Source organism: Alteromonas sp. ABH2_165 (genome assembly GCF_056159945.1).
Window position 1 is genome coordinate 1 of record NZ_JBSWWF010000034.1, and the last position, 613, is coordinate 613.

The 613-nt window shown below is 44.9% G+C and carries 1 protein-coding gene; it reads right to left on the reverse strand.

Annotation, left to right across the window (positions count from 1 at the left end; all coding sequences use genetic code 11):
- Window positions 1-96 precede the first annotated feature (96 nt).
- On the reverse strand, window positions 97-613 hold a 517-nt coding region (locus ACXAFQ_RS20485; protein WP_474825219.1), incomplete at its 5' end, for a HEPN domain-containing protein.

A 613-nucleotide genomic window follows, 5' to 3' on the forward strand; every position in this document is an offset into this window, starting at 1 on the left:
ACTAAGGGGCAGTAACATATGGGCTAAAATCCGAGCGAAGCGACAGAGCCCATATGTTACTGTCCCAGCGAGCCTGCGAGCGACTTGAGTGGTTTGTTATGCTTCAATTGTTTGAGCATTTTGCCTAACCCAATTAATGAGCACTCTAGCCAGATTTGCCACAACGGAAGCAGGAAAGTGTTTTAACGTTTCGCCATATCTAATTTGATTAGGATACTTTGAAGCACCAAGTGAATCTGCTTGCAAAAGGTGACCAACAGTAGCATTTGCGTATTGAGGATCTACGTTTTTTGCTCGAAGCCTCGTAGCAGGCAACCGACGAAAAGTATCACCTACCCGAACCTCTACCGTGCATCCAGTTACAAGGCCGAGTAGTTCTGAAAGATTATGACTCCAAGGTATGTCTCTGAGAGGTTTACCAGCCGATTCTAAAGCAGATTTTAGTGCTATTTCACACGCAACCAGCGAATTGTAAATTGCAGCTTTTTCAGATGCTGGTTTCGCTGACGACAACAGGTATTCGCTCGACTCTAGCATGCGCTCAGCAAAATCTAGGTTATATTCAGCCAAAAACTTCTCCTTGAAGCATAACACCCACATAAGGGGCAGTAAC